The sequence below is a fragment of the Psychrobacillus sp. L4 genome, assembly GCF_042944905.1.
GTDB lineage: Bacteria > Bacillota > Bacilli > Bacillales_A > Planococcaceae > Psychrobacillus.
In genome coordinates, this window is record NZ_CP168496.1 from 1,815,543 (window position 1) to 1,832,466 (window position 16,924).

Genomic DNA, 16,924 nt, shown 5'->3' on the forward strand with positions numbered 1-16,924 from the left:
GCATTGCATTGCTTATATGTTTGAGGAAGCGCGAGACAAGGAGAATTATTTTGAAGTAAAAGATCAGAATCATTTTGGGTCTGGTATTTATATTTATCAAAAAGTATAATTAGTACTAGGTGCTAAAACTAGATAACAAAAAGGTGATGACTTTGTATTATTTTACATTAACTGTAGCGAAAATCTTAGTTCATATATTTGGAAAAATAGAAGTGAAAAACAAGCATCTATTGCCTGAGGACGAGGGTTATATCGTCACTTGCACGCATAGAGGTTGGTTGGAAATCCTTATACTAGGAATATGTGTGCCTAAACCGATTCATTTCATGGCTAAAAAAGAGCTTTTTGACAATAAATTAATCGGCTATTTCTTGCGAAAAATAAATGCATTTCCTGTGGACCGAGAAAATCCATCTCCGAGTAGTATAAAGCAGCCAGTAAAGCTTTTAAGATCTGGAGAAATTGTTGGCATTTTTCCAAGTGGAACTAGAACGGCAGAGGATGTTCCGTTAAAAAGAGGTGCTGTAACAATTAGTAATTTATCAAAAGTACCGATCGTACCCGCCTTATATGTTGGACCGAGAACATTCAAAGAGTTACGGAGAATGAAAAAAGCAACCATAACATTTGGAGAACCTATTTATGTGAGAACAAGTAGTAAAGAAGAGCTTGCTACATATACGGAGTTGTTAAATGAGAAAACGATGGAATTGGAAATACAAATAGAAAAAGTTTAACAAAGATAGGATGAAATAAATGAACTATAGTATTGAAGTTCTTTTAGAAGAAAATGACGACTTTTCTTCCTTTTTAAAACAAAAGATAAAAGAATTCAACAATGAACAATCTGTTCCTCACAATGAAGTAAGAAAAAAAGGTTCCGTTCAGCCGATAAATATTGTTGTAATGAATGACACTAATCAGTGGATTGGCGGTATTACAGCAGAAATTTATTGGAATTGGCTTGAAATCAACAGATTTTGGTTTAGTCCCGAATTTCGAGGAAAAGGGTTAGGCAGTTTATTACTTGATAAAACCGAAGAAATTGCAAAAGATAAAGGAGCAACAAAAGCACTGCTAACTACTTTTGAATTCCAAGCAAGAACTTTTTATGAGGCCAAGGGATATAAGGTAGTGGGCGAAGTAAAAGATTACCCACCTGGTAGTAGTTACTACACGATGGTGAAGAGTTTAATATAAGGTAATTTATAGTGGAAAATTTGCTAGTTATTTTTTGCGTTTTCTCTCAAATAAGAACGTATGTGTGGTATAATTATAGAGTAATAGAATAGGTGACTCAAGGGTGGTCGGCTCACTCTCCTATGAAAGGGGGTGATGCCAATGACAGTATTCGAGGCATTAATGTTTGCGGTAACTTTTGCGACATTAATCGTATTAATACTTTCATTTAACCAGAAAAAAAAATAACCCATCCTTGAGTTAACGGCTCGAGGGATGGGTAATAATTCCATTCAGAAGTCGAAGCCCTTGTAGGGAACCTCTGTTACTTCGACCGAAGGATGCTACAACATCATTCGGTCTTTTTTATTTTATTCGATCTATAAGTTTATTATACGTTTGAATTGTTAATCTGACAACCAATTTGAAAAGGATGTATTTGTGGGTTGATTTTTTCATCAAAATGCTTCTACGTCTTAGGGCTTAGATTAAACACTCCTATAGACCATATGAATGATTTGAATGTTCATTATAATAAGATGTAAGAAGTAGTTCAAACAAATGGGGGATTGAGAAAATGGGTATTAAGAAAATAGCAATTATAGGTTTATTTATACTATTAGCTGGAGCAGCTATTAACATTGTTTTAAATATTAAAGATACATTGGTGAATAAATCGGAGGAAATTGTCGTAAAGGATAAATCATACACATATATTCATATTTTATCTGACAATGCTTCTATTGAAATTGTACCGACAAACAACAACGAAACAAAAGTGGAATTTTCTGGTAAAATGAAGAAAAAGTCCAGATATAACTTTCATGCGGATGTAGAAGGTGACACACTTAATGTTGAATTAAAAGAAAAACGCTGGAGCTTTCAATTCGGGTTTACTTCTCCTAATATTAAACTAACAGTATATGTCCCTGAGAAGGAATACATGAAATTAATGACAAAAATAGACAATGGTCGCATTATTGCAAATAATTTAAGTGTGAAAGATGTTCACTTGACGACGGATAATGGCTCGATTGAAATGCAAAATATAAAAAGTGACAATATCAGAGCTAAATCTGATAACGGACAAATAATCATGAAATACGTAGATGGGAAAATAAAAGCCGAAACGGATAATGGTCGAATTATTTTAGTGACAAATAACTTAGATAGATCCATTGATTTAAAAACAGATAATGGTTTAATCGAAATCCAATCAGAAAAAGAACCTTCCAATGCAACTATTAATGCTTCAGTGGACTTAGGGAAAATAGACATTTTCGGCACATCAAACAAGCAAACAATTTACGGAAATGGAGATTACTTAATTAAATTAGAAACGGATAATGGAAAAATAACTGTTAAGAAAATTAAATAATTCTATGAACCGGTTAACTCGTCATTTCTTAGCTTTAGTGGGGCATTATTGGCAACACTCATTCCTTGTTTATATTGACTTGCATTTTCAACTCTGGTAAATTGTTTTTAAAAGGTATTAACGTATGTAAAAACACGTCCTTGATAAGGGACGTGTTTTTTTGTGTGAAATGCATTTAAGGGGAATATTGTGTATGAAAAATTTAATTATAATTGTAGGATCTCTCATCATTGCATTTGGTTTCAAATGCTTCCTAGTACCACACGGAATATTAAGTAGTGGAATCAGTGGGATAGCCATTTTGCTTGGAATACTCACACCATTTGATACAGGTTTATTAAACTTTGTCCTAAACTTACCATTACTTGTTTTGGGTTACTATAAACTGGGGAAAAAGATTACTGTTAATACGCTTATTTGTGTTATTTCACTCTCTATATTCTTATATCTGATACCAGCAATTCCTGTAACGGATAATATTTTGCTAGCATCTATTTTCGGTGGAATTATAGGTGGAATCGGAGCTGGATTGATATTAAAATACTCTGGAACTTCAGGTGGATTAGATATTATTGCGATAATTGTTTCGAGGACGAGTAATGTAAGCGTAGGTCTCCTTCTTACAGGAATGAACGGTATAATTGTCCTACTATCAGGAGCAGTTTTTAACTGGGACATTGCTTTATATACATTGTTGTCGATTTATTTAACCGGAAAAATGGTCGATACTATATATACTAATCACGAAAAACTGACCATGCAGATTGTCACTACAAAAGGGGAATTAATACGAAAAGATTTACTTGAATCTATCTATCGAGGAGTAACAATTACAGATGGTTACGGTGGTTATACACTAGAAGAGAAACAAATTTTAATGATGGTTGTCACTAGATATGAAACGATGCAAATAAAACAGATTGTACGAAAACATGATAATAAAGCATTTATTAACATATTTGAAACAGTAGAAGTCGACGGTAATTTTGCAAGGAACTAAATATAGCCGAAAGTTCATGTTTAACTAATAAAAGAAGTTTGAAGTGAGATAGTTACTTCAAGCTTCTTTTGCATTTCCACTGTAATAGTAAACCGCGACAAAATAGTGTGAAGTCATTTATGTTTCTTAAATGATATAACTAATGTATGACGGAAATTATTTTGATGTTTTGTGGATTAGCGGTTACACTAAAAAATGTGTAAATACCAATTAGACAAAGGGGTTAATAAAAGAACATGTACCCAAAATCATTTGAAAGAAAGATTATAGGAGCATTTGGTGAAGAAGGAATAGAATGGCTTAATTCATTAGAATCTATCATAACAACTTATTTGGAAAAGTGGAACTTACGGTCTGACGGGCCAGTAGATAATTTATCTTATAATTATGTATTAAAAGTAATTGATGAAAAAGGGAGTCGGGCAATATTAAAACTAGGTGTCGCAAATTACGACTTTGCAAATGAAATACGAACACTCCGAGCGTATAATGGAAAAGGATGTGTAAAGCTAATAAAAGCTGATTCTGAAAATGGGGTAATGCTGTTAGAGCATTTACAACCTGGAACGATGCTTACCGAAGTAGAAGAACAACTTGCTGTGAAAACCTTTGCGCATGTATGGACTGCTATTCGCAAAACGGTCGAAGAAAATGCGGATCACCCGTCTATAGCGGATTGGATGAAAGCGTTCGATCGTTATCAAGATAAATATCAAACAAATGAAGGCCCTATCCCCAATCACTTTGTTTTTCTTGCAAGAACATATTTTGTTGAAATAGCCAATTCTACCGAAAGTAATGATCTGTTACACGGTGATTTACATCATGAAAATATATTGTATTCAACTAATTATGGATGGCTTGCAATAGACCCAAAAGGAGTTATAGGTGATAAATATTTTGATTTTATTTCATTTCTAACGAATCAGTTGTTTAATAAATTAAATCCAAGACAACTATTAGAAAAGAGAGTCACTTTACTTTGTGAAGAATTGCAATTAAATAAGGAGCGACTCATAAAAGCTGCTGTTGCTATGTCTACCTTATATGCTTGTTGGGGAGTAGAAGATAATGACCCTGAATGGGAAAATACATATAGATGTGCACAATGGTTTGAGGGATTTATCGACAATAACTGACTTGTATGTCAGAACTACAAACTAATCATTAAACTCTTTTTTTTAAAGATATTTTGCACAGAAGATGAGTGGGTATTGAAAGGACGGACAAATCAATGAATTTCAGCGAACTTTATCATTTGTCTGATTACGACAATGTATTAATAGTCGATGCAAACGGCATTACCATTTTTTTTGATTTAGCTGATTTGAATATTTTACAACAATTAGGATTAAAGCCAGAAGAGTTTTTAAGAAAGCATGTAACCTCTTTTTACCAAGACTTATCTATTGAAGATAGTACTTTGATGAGGGTGTTAAAAACTGGAGAGTCATTGTGGAATATGGAGCAAAAATTAACTTCGACTAATGGTTTTAGTTATATATCGAAAAGTTCCTCTTTTCCAATAAAAAAAGGGGATATAATAATAGGAGCTATTGAATTTTCAAAGCATTATTATCAAAAGCAAGATATGCAAAAGCTCGAGAAATTTGCAGAAAATAAAATATATCGAAAGAATAATACCATTTATACGATAGATAACTTAGTTTCTGAAAGTAAAGTCATGCAAGAAGTTAAAAATAAAATTCAAAAAGTTTCTAACACTGACTCTAACGTGCTTATTTATGGAAAGACCGGAACAGGTAAGGAAATTGTTGCGCAGTCTATTCATAATTTAAGTATTCGTTACACACAACCATTTATCTCCATAAATTGTGCGGAGATTGATACAGATCTCATGGAACATATTCTATTTGGAACTGAAAAAGATGATGTAACAGCAACTCCAGATATTATTGGGCTATTAGAAAAGGCTAATGGGGGTACGATTTTTTTAGATGAAGTGAATGCTCTAGATATAAAGTTTCAAGCAAAATTATTAAAAGTTATTGAAGACAAAATTATTCGTCGTGTAGGTAGTAAATATGATATTCATTTAAACATTCGAGTAATTGCAACCACTAACGAGAATCCTGATCAGTTAGTGGAAAAGAAGATGTTACGAGAGGATTTATTTTATCGTTTAAGCGTTTTTCGATTAGATTTACCTTTACTAACAGAAAGAAAAGAAGACGTGGAAGCGCTTACGAATTATTTCATCCAGTTTTATAATCGTCATATGCAAATGACAATAGATGAGATGGATGAAGATGTTTTGATCACGTTTAAACAATATAACTGGTCAGGAAATATACGTGAATTAAAAAATGCAATTGAAACTGCCTACAATAATGCGAACACAAAAGTTATTACGCGTAATGATATTCCTTCCAAAATAAAAAACTATTCAAGTACGCTATTGAATATAAATAAGCCAGAAAACAATATAAATTTAAAAGACAAAGTAGAGGAATATGAAAAGAGTTTAATTGTGTTGGAACTAAGAAATACTGGTGGTAAACTCGCAGAATCTGCAAGAAGATTGGGTATTTCGAAACAGTTGCTAAAATATAAAATGGAAAAGTATGAATTGAGGTAAAAAATTTATTAAAGGGGGTGAAAAATTTACCTCCTTTTTTTATTGCCCAAAATTAATTATTATGAAATTAACTAATAGAAAATTAAAACTTGGGGGGCAATTAGAAAAGCTCAATTGTTTTAACGTTACTTCGCACATACATGCGTATGTGATTATTTTTTATTAGTTTTGTAAGGGTTTTCAAAGGGTTATATATGAAAGTGGGGAAATTTATGAGTAAAACAGTAAAACACAGTTTAATAGTAGGATTTGCGCTATTTGCTATATTTTTTGGAGCAGGAAATTTAATATTTCCTCCGTCAATTGGGAATGTATCGGGAACTGAATGGGTAGTAGCATTAGTTGGTTTTTGTATAACAGGAATCGTGTTACCACTTTTATCAGTGATCGCGATAATAAATGTAGGTGGAAAATTTGAAGATTTAACTAGACCAATTAGTCCTTGGTTTTATAAAGTGTTTAACTTGTTATTAATGGTTGGTATCGGAATGTTTGTCACAATTCCACGGATGTCTGCAACAACACATGAATTAGGAGTTCATCAACTGTTTCCTAGTGTTCCATCCATCGTTACAATTGTCGTATTCTTTGCAATTTGTTTTTATTTTGCAATGGATAAATCTAATGTAATCGATAAAATCGGTAAAGTACTTACACCAGTGTTAGTAGTAATCCTTTTATTTATCGTTGGAAAAGGTATTTTTGATCCAATTGGGGCACCTGTTGTTACGGATATTAAAAATTCATTTTCGAATGCATTTATTAGTGCATACCAAACGGGTGATGTAGTGACGGGAATATTTTGTGCACCGATATTTATAGCTGCAATAGCTGCATTTGGGTATAAAGGGAAATCAGCGCGTAAGATGGCTTTAACTGGGACACTTATAGCTGGTATTGGACTATTGATTGTTTATGGTGGGTTATTATTTATCGGAGCTTCTGGTAGTGGATTTGCACCAGCAGGTATTGAAGATACTGCTTTAGTGTCTCTATTAGTCGATCGTTCACTTGGTAGCGTAGGCGCAGTCGCTATTGCCGTTGCAATTGCCTTAGCGTGTTTAACTTCCGCAATTGGAGTAATTGCAGTAATCGGAGATTTTTTGAATGACTTGACAAAAAATAAACTCAGCTATCGTATTTGGGTTGCGATTGTATGTGTTGTAGGTATTGTAATAGGTTCAACAGGTGTAGGAGCAATTGTTACTTACGCGATGCCAATCTTTACTGCATTGTATCCAGTTGCCATTGTGTTAGTCATATTAGGAGTTTTTCAAAAGTTTGTTCCAAATCCAGGTTCTTATCAAGGTGCGATATTACTAACTTTTATCGTTAGTCTTATTGAAACGGTTGGATCTTTAATAAAGACACCAGTATTAACAGACATAATTATGAAGTTACCATTAGGTTCAGATGGATTTAGCTGGTTAGTACCCGCTATTGTCGGATTTATTGTTGGAACACTTATTCATAAGCTTAAAAGACATAACGATATCTCTCCTAAGCAAGTTAGGGCTGAATAATCTACGTATTCCTTACGTGGAACAATTAAGAGCAGGTTATCTTGCAAATTTTATTATTCTAGATAAAGATATTTTAGAAATTTATCCGGAAGAAATAATTCGAATATCTGATACGGAAATTTTGAGTTTCAATAATCCATTTAAAAACACCAAAAGTTTAATCGCTTTTGGTGTTTTTTTGTCATTTTTTCCTTCATGATAAACCGTTGTAAGTTCAATATGTAAGGATTCTATTAAAATAAACGAAAATCTCGTAAAAAAGGCTTCACATAGGAATAAAGTATAAACTCAAGTTAAATTGGTAATACTTCATTATGACAAAAGTTGCCACAAACAAATAAATGATAAAGAGGGAGCATATGGGTTTTTTAAAAAAAAAAAATAATATTGTATTAAAATCCCCACCTCCTTCGCCTCAAGAGAAGGAGTCAGAAGAAAAAACTGCACTAAACTCAAATCTTCAAGAAAATATTCAAAAAATAAAAGAAACACTTGGAAAAAGCGAAGATATTATTATCCGTGAGATAAGAATTGGGAAAGATGGGAGTCTAAAAGCAGCAGTCGTTTATACGGATGGTTTAAGTGATGCAGCTTCTTTACAAAACTTTATTTTGGAAACACTAATGTTGGACATTAAAGGAACATCACTGGAAAACGATTTAACTCCAAATCCAAATATAATAAATACTTTAAAAGACTTTGCCATGACAGTTGGAGAAATTAAGGATTTAAATAATTTTGATGATCTATTCTCGCACCTATTATCAGGTGACGCAATTCTTATGTTGGATGGATATACAAATGGATTAATCATTGGTAATAAGCATTGGGCTGAACGTGGAGTAACCGAAGCAACTGCTCAAAGTGTAGTGAGAGGACCAAGAGAAGGTTTCACCGAAAACTTACGAATAAATACTGCATTAGTTCGTCGCATCATTAAGGATCCAAATCTGTGGATGGAATCCAAGGTTGTTGGAAAACGATCCAAAACGAATATCGCTATTATGTATATTAAGGGCGTAGCGGATGAAGGTGTTGTTAAGGAATTAAATTCGAGGTTAGATAAGATTAACATTGATGGAATATTAGAAAGTGCCTATATTGAGGAATTAATTCAAGACTCACAGTATTCACCTTTCCCAACAATGTATAATTCCGAAAGACCTGACGTTGTCTCTGCAGCACTTTTGCAGGGGAGAGTAGCCATTTTGGTTGACGGTACACCATTTGTGTTAATGGTTCCAGCATTATTTGTTCAATTTTTTCAATCTACAGAGGACTATTATCAACGGGCAATAATGGCTACGTTAATTCGTCTTCTACGTTATTTTTCCTTTTTGATTTCGTTGCTATTTCCAGCATTTTATATTGCCATCATTACTTTTCATCAAGAAACGATACCACCATCTCTGCTCATGAGTTTAGCGGCACAACGTGAAAAAGTTCCATTTCCAGCATTTATCGAAGTAATGATAATGGAAATTGCTTTTGAAATACTTCGAGAAGCAGGATTAAGAATGCCAAGAGTAGTAGGTGCAGCTATGTCAATCGTAGGGGGATTTGTCATTGGAACTGCTGCTGTTGAAGCAGGTATTATCTCAGCTGCGATGGTTATTGTTGTATCACTAACAGCTATTTCTAGTTTTGTTGCCCCTCTCTATGATATTGCGATAGCTGGTAGAATGCTACGGTTTGTTTTTATAGCATTAGCTGCAATGTTTGGTTTTTATGGCATGACGATAGGTTTTATCGCACTTATATTACATTTATGTAGTTTACGTTCTTTCGGAGTTCCTTTTATGTCTCCTTTAGCACCTTTTAATCTTTCAGATCAAAAAGATACGATAATACGGTTGCCAGTTTGGAAAATGAAGACACGTCCTCAGGGAATCTCGAAAAATAAAGTAAGAGAAAATTATACTCCCCCTAAACCAAGTGAGAAAGGTAAGGATGAGTAAAGGAGCGAGAGTATGTGAAAAAAGGCATTTTTATACTACTAATTCTTACCCTTTTCCTTTCCGGATGTTGGGATAAAAGAGAGTTAAATGAACTTGCCATAACAGTTGCAATTGGTATAGATAAAATTGATGATGAATATTTGGTCACTGCACAAGTTGCGATACCATCTGAGCTTTCATCGAAAGGAGGAGGCCCAGGTCACTCTCAAATAACACTCTACAAAGCGAAAGCAACAACCGTGTATGAAGCTATTCGTCAACTCACCAAATCTTCTCCAAGAATTATGTACTTAGGACATCTTCAAATGTTAATAATAGGGGAAACTTTAGCAAGAGAAGGAATAGGAGATTCATTAGATTTTCTTGCAAGAAATTTGGAAGTAAGATGGGATTTCTATGTTGCAATTGCGAAAGATAGTACTGCTGAAAACATATTGAACGTCCAAACTCCATTAGAGTCCATTCCAGCCGCAGATATGTTCTTCACGCTATTAAATTCAGACAAAACTTACGCAAATACATTAAGCGTGACATTACTTGAACTGTTAAAAGACCTTGATAGGACAGGTAAACAACCTGTATTAACTGGTGTTCACATTTTGGGCGATCCTAAAAGTGGTTCAGATAAATCTAATATAGATTCCATCGAACCTGCCGCTCAAATAGAATTCGATGGATTAGCCGTTTTTAAAAAAGATAAACTTGTAGGCTGGTTAGAGGAAAAAGATACCAAAAGTTTTAATAGTGTTACTAATCACATAAACAAGTCTGTATCAACGATTGCCTGCCCCAATAAGGGGAAAGCTAACATAGAAATTCAACAATTTAATTCAAAAATGAAAGGTAAATTGGAAAATGGAAAGCCAGAAGTAGATATCAACATTCTAATCAAAGGAAATGTTGGAGCAATAGAGTGTGAACTTGATTTAGTGAAAGAAGAAACATTTCGTACATTAGAGAAAATATTTGAAAAAGAAACAAAAGACTCTATTGAAAAGACAATAAAAAAAGTGCAGAAAGAAGTGGACGCTGATATTTTTGGATTTGGAGCAGCCATATATCATAATGATCCAAAAGGATGGAAAAAAATAGAAAATAATTGGGATGAGGAGTTTCCTGATGTAAAAGTAAATGTTTCCGTAAAGCTTGATATTAAATTAATAGGTTCAATTAACAATTCTTTTAAAGAAAAAATAAAGGACTAACTAAATATGGAAAAAGTAATAGGATTAATTATTGTTTTTGGAGTCATTTTAAAACTTGAAATTCCAAATTTATTGAAAAACAAGGATAAAAAAGGATTGATTATTTTTACATTTCTCATTGCTTTAAGTTTTGCTTTGAGTGTTTCATTGGCACTAAATAAAACAATTCCAAATCCAGCAGATTTTCTATCACTCGTTTTAAAACCTATTATTTATGTATTTACTACTCAAAAATAATGAAAAGCAGCTATAGAAAGGTGTGATGGAATGCAAAATATTAAAATAAGTCCTTTTCAATTCCTAGTACTTGTTATTTTCTTTATGATTGGTACTAGTATACTTGAATTACCATCCGTTTTAGCTGCTGACGCTAAGCAAGATGCATGGATTGCGGCTATTATTGGTACATTAATAGGTATATTGGTTGTTTGGTTTTTCAGCAAAATAGCATCTTGGTTTCCAAATCTCACTTATATTCAAATTAATGAAAAAATTTTTGGGAAATGGATTGGTAAATTTAGTAGTCTTTTATTTATTTTTGTATGTATTTTATATACAGCTAGTTTATTGAACCATTCTGGTTTCTTTTTATCTTCACAATTATACCCAAATACACCGATTGTTTACCTAAATATTCTTAAAGCAACAATTTTAATTATGGGTATTCGACTTGGTATAGAAACAATAGCCCGTTCTGCAGAGATACTGATTTTTTTATTCCTATTCCTTTTTATAGGATTAGTTATTTTTATTATTCCGGAGGTAGATATTCAAAATCTAGAACCTTTTTTTATTTCCGATTTAGGCATACTATGGAAGCCTTCTATTTTAGTAGCTGTAATGTCATCTGTAAATTCTCTTGTTTTATTAATGATATTTCCTTCACTCATAAAAGAATTTACAAAAGGAAAAAAATCTTACTTTTTAGGAAATATTATTGGTGGATTAGTAATAATTATTGCCACACTGTTATGCATTTTCGTTTTAGGTTCAAGTACAACAGCTAGGCAAGTTTATCCAAGTTACGTATTAGCGAGAGAAATAAATATCGGAAATTTCATAAATCGAATAGAGGTCCTAATGGCAGCATTATGGATAATATCCCTTTATTTTAAAATGACCCTATATTTTTATGCTGGTACGATAGGTTTGGCACAATTATTTAATTTGAAAGATTATCGCCCTTTAACTTATCCTTTGGGAATAATTGTTATTGTACTTTCACTTATTATTTCTCCTAATTTTATTGCAAAACAGAACTTTGACGAACACACTACTACAGCTACCTCCATAGTTGTTTTCCTTTTTATACCTGTATTGTTATCTATTGTATATGGATTTCGCAAAAAGCAATTTAAAAAAACGGAACAATCGTAAAATGTTGTTCCGTTTTCTACCTTAGGATTTTAAGAACGCATTGAGTTGAGAGATAAGTTATGTACAGTTACTCACTAACGAAAAGTTAAAAGCATGTCAGAGCAATTTGTAGACTTTAATATTATCCGATGTGTTGATTAACCAAAAGTACTAGGGAATTACTAGCAAAATTAGTGATAAAATGCTAAAAATGAGGAATATTGCTACTTTTTGATTGCTTAGTACTGAACGATTACTGCACGATTCCCGGGAGATTTCTCCCCATTTTTTCTGGTAATTGTGTGGTAGTTATTCGTCCAAAGCGAACCTATAAGATACAGATGCAAATAGAGACTTTTACGCTTTACTAACAATTTATTTTGTAAGAAAGTGGCTAATCAACAGATGTGTAAAATTATGGGTAAAAAAGGAACTAAAATTGAAAAATACTACGAAGTTCCTTTTCGAAAATTATTAATGTTGAGTTAACAATCTTTTTATTGATTTAAAATCTACTTCGTGTTGAAAGCTAAGAGCGGATAGTATATCGATCGAATCTTGATGATTTTCAATGTTCTTATCTAAATTAGTGAAATATGGTTCCAATCCTTGAATGATAGAAGTTTTCTGATCTTCAATTTTCTTATCGAGATTATCGACCTTTCCATTAAGTATTGCCACATCCATTTTAATATTATTAACTTCTGTTTTAAGCGTGTTTGAGGTAGACACAAATAGAGAGCATTCTTTTTTAGTTACTTTCAAGATGGTAAATTCAATTGTTTGCTAGGGAGTTTTCCTGATTCTTTCTTTTTAAAACGTAAGGAAATGATAGAAAAATATGGAGATTTATATGATGATGGTAGTGATTATTGCGATGAGTGAAACTAAAAGCAAAAATTTTCTAAATAAATAGCTTGTGCGAGAAGGGAAGTCAGCAAGATTTAATCTTTCCCTGATAATATAGCTTTAATTAACATACCCCTTCTTACGGTTAGGAAGGGGTTTTCTTTACAAATTTTTGGGTGAAAATATACGAAAAATCAATTTCGCATTCAGAAGAAAGTTACGTACAGTGAATCGATAAACAAAAATTAAAAGCGTCTCATAGCGAATCTGAAGCAACTCATACTTACACATAAATTAGCTACCATAATCCATTGAAAAGTATTTTTTTTCCAGTAAAAGATTAAATTTTTAATAAGGTTCCCAAATACATATTTGGGAACCTTAATTTGTGTTAAAATAGGAGGATACGAGGTGAAAGCGATGCAACGAGAATTACCTAAAATATTAAAGGATTTCTTAGTCTATTTAACAACGATTAAAGGGAAATCAGTAAGAACGCGAAAAGAATATGAATATGATATCACTTTGTTTTTTAGATTTTTGAAAGCGATGGAAGATAATATTAATCCAGCTAACTTGAGTGATATTAGTATTAAAGATATTACCATCGACTGGATTCGTGAATTATCATTAGAGGATATGTATTTGTTTTTAGAGTACTGTGAGATTCAGCGAAAAAATAGTGCAGCTACTAGAGCAAGAAAAGCAGCAACACTTAAATCATTTTTTAAATATTTAAAAGGAAAAAGAAGGCTAATAGAAGATAATCCTGCGGATGAGTTGGAAACACCGAAAATTGGTAAGAAAAAACCAATCTATATGGATTTACAAGAAGCGGAGATGTTTATAGCAGGAATAAAGAGAAGTAATCATTATTATCGCAATTATAGTATGATTATGTTCTTTTTAAACTTAGGGTTACGTGTTTCGGAACTATGCAACTTAAATCTCACGTCGATACAGGGAACTGTATTGCATGTGATCGGTAAAGGCGATAAAGAACGCACGGTATTTTTAAACAATGCATGCATTCAATCACTTCAGGTTTATATACAAAAAGAACGTTCTTACATACAAGGCGCAATTGACAATGAAGCGCTATTCTTATCTCAAAAGGGTACAAGATTAACTCGCCAAACAGTAGCGAAAATCATCAAACAAATCAACAATGACTCTGGCTTAAATAAAGAAAAACTAACACCGCATAAGTTAAGACATACATCCGCCACTATAATGTATAAGAGTGGGGCTGATATTCGCAGTTTACAGCATATTTTGGGCCATACCAGTGTTTCCACTACACAAATCTATACTCATGTGGAAGATAAAGAAATTCAACAAGTAATCGAGAACAATCCTTTTAATCAATTAGGTTAATATAATTTTATTATGTAAACTAATTTTGTATGACGATTAATAAAAGCTAAATGCCTTGTATAGTAATGTAAGTACAAAAACAACTAAATTTAACGAACAGAAAGTGGTTGTTTCAAGGGGGAACCTTAGAAATCAAGCACTTTTTTGTTGATTGGAATAACTTATGTAATAGATCGATTCTAATTCGAAGTACAAATACTGTTTTGAAAGCTAAATAGGGAGGAATTAGCTAAAAAGCATTCAAAAACTTTAGAAAGAATGCCCTTTTCTCTTTATTCGTAATAGATTACTGTATTATTCTCACTCCAATTTTCTTTATAAACTGAGTATATAGGATTTAATTTACAATAATTATATTATGTAAACTAATTACCAGTTTTATTTATCAGAGTATTTGTTATAATGTAAGAATGCTGCATGCCTACATAGATTTATTTGGGAATTTAACTAAAAAATTACATAAAAGGGGTTAGTTAGTATGTTTACACACCAAATTGATGGTAAAACAAATTTGAAAATGCTCGATTTACGGGATGCTGAACATTTGTTCGGTTTGATGATTCAATCCAGTGAAACCTTGAGAGAATGGTTACCATTTATCGATTACACGAGGACCGTTGCAGACACTCAAGGATTTGTCCAATCAACGATGAAACAATTTAGTGAAAATAACGGGTTTCAAGCTGGCATTTGGTATGAAGATAAAATTGCCGGGGTGATAGGTTTTCATCAAATTAATTGGAGCAATAAATCGACAAGTATTGGGTACTGGCTTGGAAATGACTATGTAGGGTTAGGATTAATGACGAAATCTGTCAAAGCTTTTGTTGATTATGCGATTAATGACTTGAAATTGAACAGAGTAGAGATACGTGCAGCTGTAGAAAATAAAAAAAGTAGAGCGATTCCAGAAAGACTAAATTTCACAGAAGAAGGTCGTGTACGAGAAGCGGAGTGGTTATATGATCATTATGTAGATCATGTTGTTTACGGAATGTTAGCTAGTGATTGGAATAGTAAATTTGATAAGTAGAATGCTACACGAAATCTCAGATTAATCAATTAAATTTAGAGGAGGAAAAAGATGACTAATACAACGTTTATTTATGAAATCTACATCGCCACAACACAAAATAAGCTTTGGGAAGCTCTAACTAGCAGCGATATGATAAAAAAATATTGGTTTGATTTGCAAGTTCAAACTGATTGGCAGGTAGGATCAATAGTTTCCTTTTTAGATAAGAATGGAAAGGTCACAGACCAAGGGAAAGTATTAATAAATGAGCCATATCATCTTCTTTCATTTACATTTCAATGGTTAGAAGATAAAACAAAACGTGAACGTCCTACAAGGGTATCCTTTGAACTAAAACCGATAAATTCGACAGTAAAATTAACCCTTAAGCATTTGGATCTCTTACCAACAGATTTTTTCGATGAAAACGATGGATTTAAAGGCTATAATAATGGGTGGCCAATAATCTTGAGCAATCTGAAAAGTCTGCTTGAAACTGGGGAGACATTGACATTAGAATAAATGGAAGAAAACGTTGAAATAATAAAACCCTGGTTATCTAGAGAAACCAGGGTTTTACTTATTCAGATAGATAAAGGGCTCAATTGTACGTATAATAATCCTGGGCATGTACCACTTGGAATCCGATTGATTCATAAAGTCCTAGTGCATGCGCATTTAAAGTTTCTACTTCCAAATGGACAGAGTGACCCGATTCAGACTGCTCCTTAACTACTCTTTTCAACACTTTTCTCCCAATACCTTTTCCTTGATGTGTCGGTAAGATGGAAAATCCATAAATCCATGCTTCGCCATTCTCACGTTTCACACGGATTTTTCCAACTGTTTCTTCGTTCACATCTATCATGAACATATCAGTATCTTCATCGCCATCAATCCGACTTTCCATTGCTAGTGCATCTTCTTTTGTCAAACCGAACGCTTCAACAGACAATCGTACACGCATGTCTAAATCTGCTATATTTGCTTGTCGAAGTGTAAAACCCTCTACTTCTTCTAGCTGAATTTCTTTCCACTCCATTTGATGTTCGGAAAATCCATAAATAGCTCCATTTTTTGTTAAAAATGCTTTAGCTTCAGTAGAACTTGCTGGTGCATTTAACAAAATTCGCTTAAAACCCTTTTGTTTTGCAGTAGCCATTCCCTGTTGGAACAATCGGGAGAAATGATTTTTTCGTCGTTCCCTTGGTTTCACCATTCCGCATACTTCCACTGTAGAGCCAAAAGCATATAAACCTAAAAAGGAAATCAGTTCTTCGTTTTCATAATGTAGAAAATCGAGTTGATCTGTCTCTCTATTCCGAAGCATTTCCCAGTTTAGTTTTAATTGAATATGATCATAAGCTTCACATTCCTTTTGTAACGTTTCAATATCTAGTAATTGTTTTGATGTTAACATGTATTTCTCCTTATAAATAGCTAAGTTGTGTTGTTCCTTTTATAAAAAATATGAATATTCACTAT

Annotated in this window: 16 protein-coding genes; 14 read left to right on the forward strand and 2 right to left on the reverse strand. The window is 32.9% G+C overall.

Annotation, left to right across the window (positions count from 1 at the left end; translation table 11 throughout):
- The first annotated feature begins 152 nt into the window (after window positions 1-152).
- The 11 genes from ACEPXG_RS08605 to ACEPXG_RS08655 all read left to right on the forward strand — a co-directional run bounded on the left by ACEPXG_RS08605 (window position 153) and on the right by ACEPXG_RS08655 (window position 12,219).
- Window positions 153-737, forward strand: coding sequence for a lysophospholipid acyltransferase family protein (locus tag ACEPXG_RS08605; protein WP_391209386.1), 585 nt, complete (start codon window positions 153-155; stop codon window positions 735-737).
- Between the two features lie 19 nt (window positions 738-756).
- On the forward strand, window positions 757-1,200 hold the full coding sequence (locus ACEPXG_RS08610) for a GNAT family N-acetyltransferase (protein ID WP_391209388.1): 444 nt from the start codon (window positions 757-759) through the stop codon (window positions 1,198-1,200).
- 556 nt (window positions 1,201-1,756) lie between these two features.
- Complete coding sequence (locus ACEPXG_RS08615; RefSeq protein ID WP_391209391.1) at window positions 1,757-2,557, forward strand: DUF4097 family beta strand repeat-containing protein; 801 nt, start codon at window positions 1,757-1,759, stop codon at window positions 2,555-2,557.
- Between the two features lie 193 nt (window positions 2,558-2,750).
- Window positions 2,751-3,557 carry a YitT family protein gene (locus ACEPXG_RS08620; RefSeq protein ID WP_391209393.1) on the forward strand — a complete coding sequence of 269 codons (807 nt, stop codon included), beginning with the start codon at window positions 2,751-2,753 and terminating at the stop codon, window positions 3,555-3,557.
- A 236-nt stretch (window positions 3,558-3,793) separates the two neighbouring features.
- Window positions 3,794-4,696 carry an aminoglycoside phosphotransferase family protein gene (locus ACEPXG_RS08625; RefSeq protein WP_391209395.1) on the forward strand — a complete coding sequence of 301 codons (903 nt, stop codon included), beginning with the start codon at window positions 3,794-3,796 and terminating at the stop codon, window positions 4,694-4,696.
- Window positions 4,697-4,791: 95 nt separating this feature from the next.
- Window positions 4,792-6,156 carry a sigma-54 interaction domain-containing protein gene (locus ACEPXG_RS08630; protein WP_391209397.1) on the forward strand — a complete coding sequence of 455 codons (1,365 nt, stop codon included), beginning with the start codon at window positions 4,792-4,794 and terminating at the stop codon, window positions 6,154-6,156.
- Window positions 6,157-6,368: 212 nt separating this feature from the next.
- A complete protein-coding gene (brnQ, locus tag ACEPXG_RS08635; protein WP_391209399.1) occupies window positions 6,369-7,679 on the forward strand; it encodes a branched-chain amino acid transport system II carrier protein in 1,311 nt (436 codons plus the stop codon).
- 359 nt (window positions 7,680-8,038) lie between these two features.
- Window positions 8,039-9,637 carry a spore germination protein gene (locus ACEPXG_RS08640; protein WP_391209401.1) on the forward strand — a complete coding sequence of 533 codons (1,599 nt, stop codon included), beginning with the start codon at window positions 8,039-8,041 and terminating at the stop codon, window positions 9,635-9,637.
- Between the two features lie 14 nt (window positions 9,638-9,651).
- Window positions 9,652-10,842 carry a Ger(x)C family spore germination protein gene (locus tag ACEPXG_RS08645; protein ID WP_391209404.1) on the forward strand — a complete coding sequence of 397 codons (1,191 nt, stop codon included), beginning with the start codon at window positions 9,652-9,654 and terminating at the stop codon, window positions 10,840-10,842.
- A 6-nt stretch (window positions 10,843-10,848) separates the two neighbouring features.
- The gene (locus ACEPXG_RS08650) at window positions 10,849-11,079 is read left to right on the forward strand and encodes a hypothetical protein (protein ID WP_391209406.1); all 231 of its coding nucleotides are present in this window, start codon (window positions 10,849-10,851) and stop codon (window positions 11,077-11,079) included.
- Between the two features lie 30 nt (window positions 11,080-11,109).
- The gene (locus ACEPXG_RS08655) at window positions 11,110-12,219 is read left to right on the forward strand and encodes a GerAB/ArcD/ProY family transporter (RefSeq protein ID WP_391209408.1); all 1,110 of its coding nucleotides are present in this window, start codon (window positions 11,110-11,112) and stop codon (window positions 12,217-12,219) included.
- 453 nt (window positions 12,220-12,672) lie between these two features.
- Here the strand turns inward: ACEPXG_RS08655 and ACEPXG_RS08660 are convergent, their stop codons facing one another.
- Entirely contained in the window at window positions 12,673-12,930 is a 258-nt protein-coding gene (locus ACEPXG_RS08660; RefSeq protein WP_391209410.1) for a hypothetical protein, read from the reverse strand.
- 537 nt (window positions 12,931-13,467) lie between these two features.
- On the opposite strand from ACEPXG_RS08660, the gene ACEPXG_RS08665 reads away from it, so the two are divergent.
- The 3 genes from ACEPXG_RS08665 (at window position 13,468) to ACEPXG_RS08675 (ending at window position 15,961) form a co-directional block, all read left to right on the forward strand.
- Complete coding sequence (locus ACEPXG_RS08665; RefSeq protein WP_391209848.1) at window positions 13,468-14,424, forward strand: tyrosine-type recombinase/integrase; 957 nt, start codon at window positions 13,468-13,470, stop codon at window positions 14,422-14,424.
- A gap of 478 nt (window positions 14,425-14,902) precedes the next feature.
- Window positions 14,903-15,457 (forward strand): GNAT family N-acetyltransferase, encoded by a 555-nt coding sequence (locus ACEPXG_RS08670; protein ID WP_391209412.1) that lies wholly within the window; start codon window positions 14,903-14,905, stop codon window positions 15,455-15,457.
- Between the two features lie 51 nt (window positions 15,458-15,508).
- The gene (locus ACEPXG_RS08675; protein ID WP_391209414.1) at window positions 15,509-15,961 is read left to right on the forward strand and encodes an SRPBCC domain-containing protein; all 453 of its coding nucleotides are present in this window, start codon (window positions 15,509-15,511) and stop codon (window positions 15,959-15,961) included.
- 79 nt (window positions 15,962-16,040) lie between these two features.
- Here the strand turns inward: ACEPXG_RS08675 and ACEPXG_RS08680 are convergent, their stop codons facing one another.
- On the reverse strand, window positions 16,041-16,859 hold the full coding sequence (locus tag ACEPXG_RS08680; RefSeq protein WP_391209416.1) for a GNAT family N-acetyltransferase: 819 nt from the start codon (window positions 16,857-16,859) through the stop codon (window positions 16,041-16,043).
- Window positions 16,860-16,924 lie beyond the last annotated feature (65 nt).

Bases quoted from the DNA above. Each gene is read 5' to 3' on its own strand.
- ACEPXG_RS08610 (WP_391209388.1), top strand. From the start codon at position 757: ATGAACTATAGTATTGAAGTTCTTTTAGAAGAAAATGACGACTTTTCT.
- ACEPXG_RS08615 (WP_391209391.1), top strand. From the start codon at position 1,757: ATGGGTATTAAGAAAATAGCAATTATAGGTTTATTTATACTATTAGCT.
- ACEPXG_RS08620 (WP_391209393.1), top strand. From the start codon at position 2,751: ATGAAAAATTTAATTATAATTGTAGGATCTCTCATCATTGCATTTGGT.
- ACEPXG_RS08625 (WP_391209395.1), top strand. From the start codon at position 3,794: ATGTACCCAAAATCATTTGAAAGAAAGATTATAGGAGCATTTGGTGAA.
- ACEPXG_RS08630 (WP_391209397.1), top strand. From the start codon at position 4,792: ATGAATTTCAGCGAACTTTATCATTTGTCTGATTACGACAATGTATTA.
- brnQ (WP_391209399.1), top strand. From the start codon at position 6,369: ATGAGTAAAACAGTAAAACACAGTTTAATAGTAGGATTTGCGCTATTT.
- ACEPXG_RS08640 (WP_391209401.1), top strand. From the start codon at position 8,039: ATGGGTTTTTTAAAAAAAAAAAATAATATTGTATTAAAATCCCCACCT.
- ACEPXG_RS08650 (WP_391209406.1), top strand. From the start codon at position 10,849: ATGGAAAAAGTAATAGGATTAATTATTGTTTTTGGAGTCATTTTAAAA.
- ACEPXG_RS08655 (WP_391209408.1), top strand. From the start codon at position 11,110: ATGCAAAATATTAAAATAAGTCCTTTTCAATTCCTAGTACTTGTTATT.
- ACEPXG_RS08665 (WP_391209848.1), top strand. From the start codon at position 13,468: ATGCAACGAGAATTACCTAAAATATTAAAGGATTTCTTAGTCTATTTA.
- ACEPXG_RS08670 (WP_391209412.1), top strand. From the start codon at position 14,903: ATGTTTACACACCAAATTGATGGTAAAACAAATTTGAAAATGCTCGAT.
- ACEPXG_RS08675 (WP_391209414.1), top strand. From the start codon at position 15,509: ATGACTAATACAACGTTTATTTATGAAATCTACATCGCCACAACACAA.
- ACEPXG_RS08680 (WP_391209416.1), bottom strand. From the start codon at position 16,859: ATGTTAACATCAAAACAATTACTAGATATTGAAACGTTACAAAAGGAA.